Below are 6,640 nucleotides of genomic sequence, written 5' to 3'. Positions count from 1 at the left end.
GACGCCGACCACATCCTCGCCTGGGCCAACGGCGGCACCACAGGGATCAGCAACCTGGGACAGCCCTGCCCGAAACACCACAAACTCCGCCACACCACCGGCTGGAAACCCACCCCCGCCACGAAGAATGAACCACCCGGCTGGACCTCACCCTCCGGCCGCCACTACCCCAGCGAACACCAGGACTGGGAACCACCCCAATGGCCTGCCGGGTTCCTGGAACGCGCACGGAGCCGACCCGAAAAGCTCAGCCTGCAAGGTGAACCGCAGCTGCCCGAAAAGTACAGCCTGCCCGAAAGACGGAGGCTGCCCGAAGAACTGGGCTTCAGCAAAGAACCAGCCCTCCTTGAACAGCGAAGCCTTCTCGAGGAAGCGCTCCACCAGTATCTTGTCTCTTGATACGCCAGAGAGGATGCGCGCATCGGGTGATGCCAGGGAAGATGCGCATCGGGAGGTGCAGGGTACGTTGCCGCGAAATCGCGCCCGCGCAACTTCGCCACGAATCCGCGCAACTTCGCCACGAATATCCGCCCAGTGAAATCGCGTCCGCGCAACTTCATCACGAATCCGCGCAGTGAAAGCGCGCCGCGAAACGCCGCAACGGAGTACCGCCGCTTGTCGAGGGAGCGACGAAAAACCCGGCAAGAAACCCGGCCATACGACGTCGGACTTTCCCCGCCCACGCGCGTCCGGTTAGATTCATCAGCAAGATGACAAATTCACAGAACCCGATCCACGCAACCGCATACTGGACCACCGCCAAGGAGCACGGCGAGCTCAGGGCCGAGGAGGTGCCCGCCCAGGGCCCGGGCGAAGCGCTGGTTCGTGCCCTCTACTCCGGCATCAGCAAGGGCACCGAAATGGTGGTCCACGCTGGGGCTGTGCCGCCACGGGTCGCCCAGGAAATGCGCGCCCCGCACCAGGAAGGCCAATTCCCCGGGCCCGTGAAATTCGGCTACCTGTCCGTCGGAGTCGTGGAGGAAGGACCCGAAGAGTGGAAGGGCCGCCGGGTCTTTTGCCTGAACCCCCACCAAGACCTCTATGTGCTTCCGGTGGCCGCCTTGACCAGGATTCCCGACGACGTCCCCTCCCGGCGTGCGGTCCTCACCGGGACGGTGGAAACAGCAGTCAACGCGCTCTGGGAAGCCGGTCCGCGGCTGGGTGACAGAGTGGCCGTCGTCGGTGCGGGCCTGGTGGGCGGCACGGTGGCCACGCTCCTGCGCACGTTCCCGCTGCAACGCCTGCAACTGGTCGACCTGGATCCGGGCAGGAAGCAGCTCGCGGACACCCTGGGAGTGGACTTCGCACATCCGGACGACGCACAGTCCGACTGCGACATCGTGTTCCACTGCTCGGCCTCGCAGGAAGGCCTGGAACGCAGCCTGCAGCTCGCCGGTGACGAAGGCGACGTTATCGAAATGTCCTGGTATGCCAACCGGGAAGTCACTATCCCGCTGGGGGAGGACTTCCACGCGCGGCGGCTGTCCATCAGGGCCAGCCAGGTAGGCATGGTGGCGCGGGCCAGGCGCCACCGCCGCACCAATGCCGACCGCCTGGACCTCGCCGTGTCGCTGCTCAAGGATCCCGTCTTCGACGCATTCCTGACCGGATCATCCCGCTTCGAGGACCTGCCTGGTGTCGTCCAAAGCCTGGCGGACGGCACTTTGGAAGCCTTGTGCCACGTTGTCGAATACCCCGCCTCCAATCCAGCATCCAGCCCAGCAACCCCCGACTCCGAAAACTTGAGGTAACCCATGTTCAGCCTGACCGTTCGCCGCCACTTCATGATCGCCCACAGTCTTCCGCGCGAAGCCTTCGGGCCCGCCCAGGGACTCCACGGGGCAACCTTCGTCGCCGAGGTGACCTTCCGTCGTCGCGCCCTGAACGACGACGCGATCGTCCTGGATATCGGTGCCGCCGGAACCATCATCGAGGAAGTGCTCGCCGGCCTGAACTACAAGAACCTGGATGAGCACCCGGATTTCGAAGGCAAGCTCAGCACCACGGAAGCACTCGCCGAATACGTCGCCAAGAAGGTCGCCGCCCGGATCAAGGACACCGATGACGGCCGCGAACTCGCAGGCATCGACGTCACCCTTCGCGAGAATCCGGACGCGTGGGCCGCCTACTCCCTGGACATCACCGCCTGACCGTGCGCCACATCCGGCTGCTGGTCCCCGGCAACATCCGCCACAGCTCGGGCGGCAACGTCTACAACGCCCGCCTGGTTGCAGGGTTGCGGGCACTTGGCGCCAAGGTGGACGTCATCAGTGTTGAGGGGGATTGGCCGCAAGCCGGCGCCACGGAACGACGCCGGCTGGGCACCCTCCTCGAAGGAAGAGAACCTGCTGCGGGTCCCGGACGGGCAGTGGTGATCGTTGACGGGCTGGTGGCTGTTGGTGCCCCGGCTGAGCTGGACTCGGCGGCCAGGACGGGACAGGAAATATGGGTCCTGGTGCATATGCCGGTGCCCGAAAGTTCAGGGAAAGCAGCCCTTGCAGATGAGGCCAGGGCGCTGCGGGCCGCAACCGGCGTGATCTGCACCAGCACATGGGCGGCAACGAGGCTGCAGGAACGCGGCCTTCCACAGCCCGGCGTTGCCCTTCCAGGTGTCGAGCCCGCACCGCTGGCCAGGGGTTCACAGCCTCCGCACCTTACATACGTAGCCGCGTTGCTGCCCAACAAGGACCAGGTTTTGGCTGTCGAGGCCTTGGCCCAGGTCCACGACCTCCCATGGACTGCGTCCTTCGTGGGGTCGGACCACGCTGACCCCGACTATGCACGGGAAGTCCGGGCTGCAATCACGGAGAATGGGTTGGAGGACCGGGTGCGGCTCACGGGCGAGCTCGCGGGCGAAGCGCTGGACGCTGAATGGGCACGGACGGATCTCAGCCTCCTGGTGTCCCGGCAAGAGGCCTTTGGCATGGCTGTCACTGAATCGCTGGCCCATGGCATTCCCGTTCTGGTCCGCGAAGGGACGGGGGCGGTGGAGGCGCTGGGGTTGGCCGGATTAAAGACTGCTAGCGGCGGACCGCTGCTTCCCGGGGCAGCGCTGCCACTTCCGGAAGGTGGGCAGGAGAGCCCCGGGCGGCTGGCCGGGGTTCTGCGCCTATGGCTTGAGGACGCGGGAACCAGGGAGAGCTGGCGGGCAACGGCGCTGGAGGCTCGGACGAGGCTTCCGGACTGGAACAGCACGGCCAGGGGAGTGCTGGCCCTGCTGTCGGAACGGGACTGACAGAAGGGCTGGCGGCGGGAGCGGCGGCGCCGGGAGCGGCATCGAACTGGCGGCAGCCACCGAACGGCAGCGCAGGAACTGCACTAAAGGCTGCTCCGGTGCCTCGCGAAAAACTCGCGCAGCAACAAGGCACACTCCTCCTCACGGACCCCCGGGTACACCTCCACCCAGTGGTTCAGCCGGCGTTCCCGCAGGATGTCGAATACGGACCCTGCGGCGCCGGCTTTCTCGTCCCAGGCCCCGAACACCACCCGCGGGATCCGGGCCAGGACAATCGCACCGGCACACATGGCGCAGGGTTCCAAGGTGACCACCAACGTGCAGTCGGACAACCGCCAGCCGTCGCCACGGCCGCCGTCGAGCCGTGCCCGTTCCTGGAGCCGTCCCGCCGCTTCCCGGATGGCCACCACCTCGGCATGGGCCGTGGGGTCACCCAGTTCCTCCCGTTGGTTTCGGCCGGAACCCAGCACGTCGCCGTCGGGCCCAATCACCACGGCGCCGATGGGAACATCCTCCGTGGCGAGTGCCCGCCGGGCCTCCGCCAGGGCAAGGCCCATCCAGGCATCATGTTTCTTTTCGGGCAACGGCATGGGTCAATGATAGTTTCGGGATATTCAGGTTACTTGCCGACGCAGGGAGGCACCATGGACACTCTTCGGGATCGTCTGGGTCTTTGGTTCAAGCCCTACGCCGCGCTGCTCCTCACCATCCTCGTGGGCGGCGTGATCATCGTGTCCCTGGCATTGCTGGGCGCGGAGGTGTACGACGATGTGGTGGATTCTGCGGGCCTGGCCAACCTGGACAAGCCCGCCCTGGCCCTGGCCGAGAGCCTCCGCAGTCCCGGACTTGATGCCTTTGTTACCGGCTTCACCAACATAGGCGGCGGCGTCGGCATGCCCATCCTTGCCAGCATCCTCACTGCCTGGCTGACGTTCCTCAGCCGGAACTGGCGCCCGCTCCTCCTGATCGGCGGTGCGGCGGGAGTTTCCATCATGGCCACCACCTTCGGCAAGAAACTGGTGGGCCGCACCCGCCCGGACCACGCGGACGCGGTGCCCCCTTATGAGGATTCGCCGTCCTTCCCCAGCGGCCACACCCTGAATACCACGGTAGTGATCAGCCTGGTGGTCTACCTGGTCTGCCTCCAGTTCCAGGCCGTGCTGGTGCGCGTCACGGCCATCACGGCGGGCACGATCTTCATAATCGCCATGGGGCTGAGCCGCGTCTTCCTTGGCCACCACTGGCTGACCGACGTCATGGCCGGATGGTTGCTGGGGCTGACCTGGGTGGGCGTGGTGATCCTGGCGCACAGGCTGTTCCACCTGGTCCGCCGGCGGGAGCACGCCGGGGCGGCGCCGTCATTCGACCATCCGATTGTCCGTGATGTGGTTGCCGAGGAAGTGCACCACCACCACGACGGCGGCAAGGAGCACGCCCGAGGCAGCCAAAACAAGGACACGGCCGGATGATAGTTTTGGGGGATGCGTACTCTCGTTGTTGACCACCCCCTGGTCGCCCACAAGCTCACCGTCCTGCGGGACAAGAACACGCCGTCGCCGGTTTTCCGCCAGCTGACGGAAGAGCTGGTGACCCTGCTGGCCTACGAAGCCACGCGGGAGGTCCGCACCGAGCCTGTCACCATCGAGACGCCTGTCAGCACCACCATTGGCACGGCGTTCACCAAGCCCACTCCGCTGGTGGTTCCCATCCTGCGCGCAGGCCTGGGCATGCTGGAAGGCATGACCAAGCTGGTCCCCACCGCGGAGGTAGGCTTCCTGGGCATGGCCCGGGATGAGGAAACGCTGGACATCATTACCTACGCCGAGCGCCTGCCGGAGGACCTGACCGGCCGCCAGGTGTTCGTCCTGGACCCCATGCTGGCCACCGGCGGCACCCTGCGCGAGGCCATCAAGTTCCTGTTCAAGAGGGGCGCGTCGGACGTTACCTGCATCTGCCTGCTGGCCGCGCCTGAGGGCCTGGCCCGGCTGGAGGAGGAGCTGTCCGGGGCCAACGTGCACATCGTCCTGGCCTCCATCGACGAGAAGCTCAACGAGAAGTCCTACATCGTTCCCGGCCTGGGCGACGCGGGAGACCGCCTCTACGGCATCGCAGGGTAGCGTTCCCCCTTTTTTGGACCGGGCCGCGCCGCTAGCCTGTGCGGATGGACTGGAAACTCGAACTTGTGTTTGTCCCCGTGTCCGACGTTGACCGCGCCAAGGACTTCTACGTCAACAAGGTGGGCTTCAACGCCGACTACGACGAGCGGCCGTCGGACGACATCCGCTTTGTGCAGCTGACCCCGCCGGGTTCGGCCTGCTCCATCTGCATCGGCGAGGGTCTTTCGGACGCCCCGCCCGGTACGGGATCGACCCTTCAGATGGTGGTCAGCGATATCAATGCCGCCCACGACTACCTGAAAAACAACGGCGTGGATGTCAGCGACGTTGACGTGCAGGACTGGGGCCACTTCGTGTACTTCGCCGATCCGGACGGCAATAAGTGGGCTGTGCAGTACATCCCGTGGCGGAACGCCGGGCCTGACGCAGCCCAGAGCACCGAGACCCAAACCCCGGCGACTTAACACGCTGCAGCTCAACGCACCGCGGCCCGCATCCGGATGGATGCGGGCCGCGGTTGCTGCCTGGGAGGCTCAGCGGAAGGTGCCCCTTCAGCTCACCGCCGCAGGCGAGCAGTGCCTAGTACCAGTTGTGCGCCAGGTGGAAGTCCAGGGCGCCGCACGGGGAGGCGTAGCTGAGCTTGATGTAGTTCAGGCCCCAGTTGATCTGCGTGCGGTAGTTGGTGAGGTAGTCGGCGCCGGAGCTGGCCATCTTCTCAGCAGGGAGGGACTGGACGATGCCGTACGCACCGCTGCTGGGGTTGGTGGCCGTAGTGGTCCAGTCCGATTCCTTGGTCCACAGCGTCTGCAGGCACTGCATCTGGTCCGGTCCCCAGCCGTACGTGGCCAACTGGCTGGCGGCGTAAGCCTGGGCACCGGCGGGATCGTTGACCGCGACGGCGGGTGCCGGCTCAGGTGCGGGGGCGGGCTCGGGTGCAGGTGCCGGGGCTGGCGCGACCGGCGCGGGGGCGGCAGGTGCCGCTGCGGGAGCCGGTTCGGCCGCCTGCGGTGCTACGGCGATTGCGGCGGGAGCGGGGCTCTCCACAGGGTTGGAGCGGATCTCGCTCTTCTCGATGCTCATTTGGGCGTCGGACGCTGCCGTGCTTGACTCGGTGGATGACACCGGGGTCATGCTGCCGGTGGCCTGCCCGGCCGCGCCTACCCCAACCAGCACCGCGCACGATGCTGCAAGGACGGCGGCGCGCTGGCCCAGGGTGGTTTTCTTTGCCGCTTGCTTGGCCCGGTGTTTAGCGGGCAGGCATGGTTCTGCCGTGTTTTTGGACATGATT

General features: G+C 66.2%; 9 protein-coding genes. 7 read left to right on the top strand and 2 right to left on the bottom strand.

Annotation, left to right across the window (positions count from 1 at the left end; genetic code table 11):
- The 4 genes from ACR65J_RS19300 to ACR65J_RS19285 all read left to right on the top strand — a co-directional run.
- Window positions 1–399, top strand: a 399-nt coding sequence (locus tag ACR65J_RS19300) for an HNH endonuclease signature motif containing protein (protein WP_440172083.1), incomplete at its 5' end; no start/stop codon positions are given.
- 311 nt (window positions 400–710) lie between these two features.
- Window positions 711–1,751: a zinc-dependent alcohol dehydrogenase gene (locus tag ACR65J_RS19295; RefSeq protein ID WP_440172081.1), complete on the top strand. Its 1,041-nt coding sequence runs from the start codon at window positions 711–713 to the stop codon at window positions 1,749–1,751.
- A gap of 3 nt (window positions 1,752–1,754) precedes the next feature.
- A complete protein-coding gene (locus tag ACR65J_RS19290; RefSeq protein ID WP_440172079.1) occupies window positions 1,755–2,150 on the top strand; it encodes a 6-pyruvoyl trahydropterin synthase family protein in 396 nt (131 codons plus the stop codon).
- The gene (locus tag ACR65J_RS19285) at window positions 2,117–3,235 is read left to right on the top strand and encodes a glycosyltransferase family 4 protein (protein WP_440172077.1); all 1,119 of its coding nucleotides are present in this window, start codon (window positions 2,117–2,119) and stop codon (window positions 3,233–3,235) included. Before ACR65J_RS19290 ends, ACR65J_RS19285 begins: the two co-directional genes overlap by 34 nt.
- Window positions 3,236–3,318: 83 nt before the next feature.
- Here ACR65J_RS19285 and ACR65J_RS19280 read toward each other — a convergent pair whose 3' ends face one another.
- Complete coding sequence (locus ACR65J_RS19280) at window positions 3,319–3,825, bottom strand: nucleoside deaminase (RefSeq protein ID WP_440172075.1); 507 nt, start codon at window positions 3,823–3,825, stop codon at window positions 3,319–3,321.
- 54 nt (window positions 3,826–3,879) lie between these two features.
- On the opposite strand from ACR65J_RS19280, the gene ACR65J_RS19275 reads away from it, so the two are divergent.
- The 3 genes from ACR65J_RS19275 to ACR65J_RS19265 are packed head-to-tail and all read left to right on the top strand — an operon-like array spanning window position 3,880 to window position 5,816.
- The gene (locus ACR65J_RS19275) at window positions 3,880–4,704 is read left to right on the top strand and encodes a phosphatase PAP2 family protein (protein ID WP_440172073.1); all 825 of its coding nucleotides are present in this window, start codon (window positions 3,880–3,882) and stop codon (window positions 4,702–4,704) included.
- A 12-nt stretch (window positions 4,705–4,716) separates the two neighbouring features.
- Complete coding sequence (upp, locus tag ACR65J_RS19270; RefSeq protein ID WP_043451999.1) at window positions 4,717–5,352, top strand: uracil phosphoribosyltransferase; 636 nt, start codon at window positions 4,717–4,719, stop codon at window positions 5,350–5,352.
- Between the two features lie 44 nt (window positions 5,353–5,396).
- On the top strand, window positions 5,397–5,816 hold the full coding sequence (locus ACR65J_RS19265) for a glyoxalase superfamily protein (protein ID WP_440172070.1): 420 nt from the start codon (window positions 5,397–5,399) through the stop codon (window positions 5,814–5,816).
- Between the two features lie 115 nt (window positions 5,817–5,931).
- On the opposite strand, the gene ACR65J_RS19260 is transcribed toward ACR65J_RS19265, so the two are convergent.
- Window positions 5,932–6,636, bottom strand: a complete 705-nt coding sequence (locus ACR65J_RS19260) for an aggregation-promoting factor C-terminal-like domain-containing protein (RefSeq protein WP_440172068.1) — start codon at window positions 6,634–6,636, stop codon at window positions 5,932–5,934.
- Window positions 6,637–6,640 lie beyond the last annotated feature (4 nt).

This window comes from Arthrobacter sp. SAFR-044, assembly GCF_059414985.1.
Note: the sequence above shows the minus strand (reverse complement) of the source record. Positions and strands in the feature narration are given on the sequence as shown.

What these genes read in the sequence shown, in the direction of transcription:
- ACR65J_RS19295 (WP_440172081.1), top strand. Translation starts at nt 711, where the DNA reads ATGACAAATTCACAGAACCCGATCCACGCAACCGCATACTGGACCACC.
- ACR65J_RS19290 (WP_440172079.1), top strand. Translation starts at nt 1,755, where the DNA reads ATGTTCAGCCTGACCGTTCGCCGCCACTTCATGATCGCCCACAGTCTT.
- ACR65J_RS19280 (WP_440172075.1), bottom strand. Translation starts at nt 3,825, where the DNA reads ATGCCGTTGCCCGAAAAGAAACATGATGCCTGGATGGGCCTTGCCCTG.
- ACR65J_RS19275 (WP_440172073.1), top strand. Translation starts at nt 3,880, where the DNA reads ATGGACACTCTTCGGGATCGTCTGGGTCTTTGGTTCAAGCCCTACGCC.
- upp (WP_043451999.1), top strand. Translation starts at nt 4,717, where the DNA reads ATGCGTACTCTCGTTGTTGACCACCCCCTGGTCGCCCACAAGCTCACC.
- ACR65J_RS19265 (WP_440172070.1), top strand. Translation starts at nt 5,397, where the DNA reads ATGGACTGGAAACTCGAACTTGTGTTTGTCCCCGTGTCCGACGTTGAC.
- ACR65J_RS19260 (WP_440172068.1), bottom strand. Translation starts at nt 6,636, where the DNA reads ATGTCCAAAAACACGGCAGAACCATGCCTGCCCGCTAAACACCGGGCC.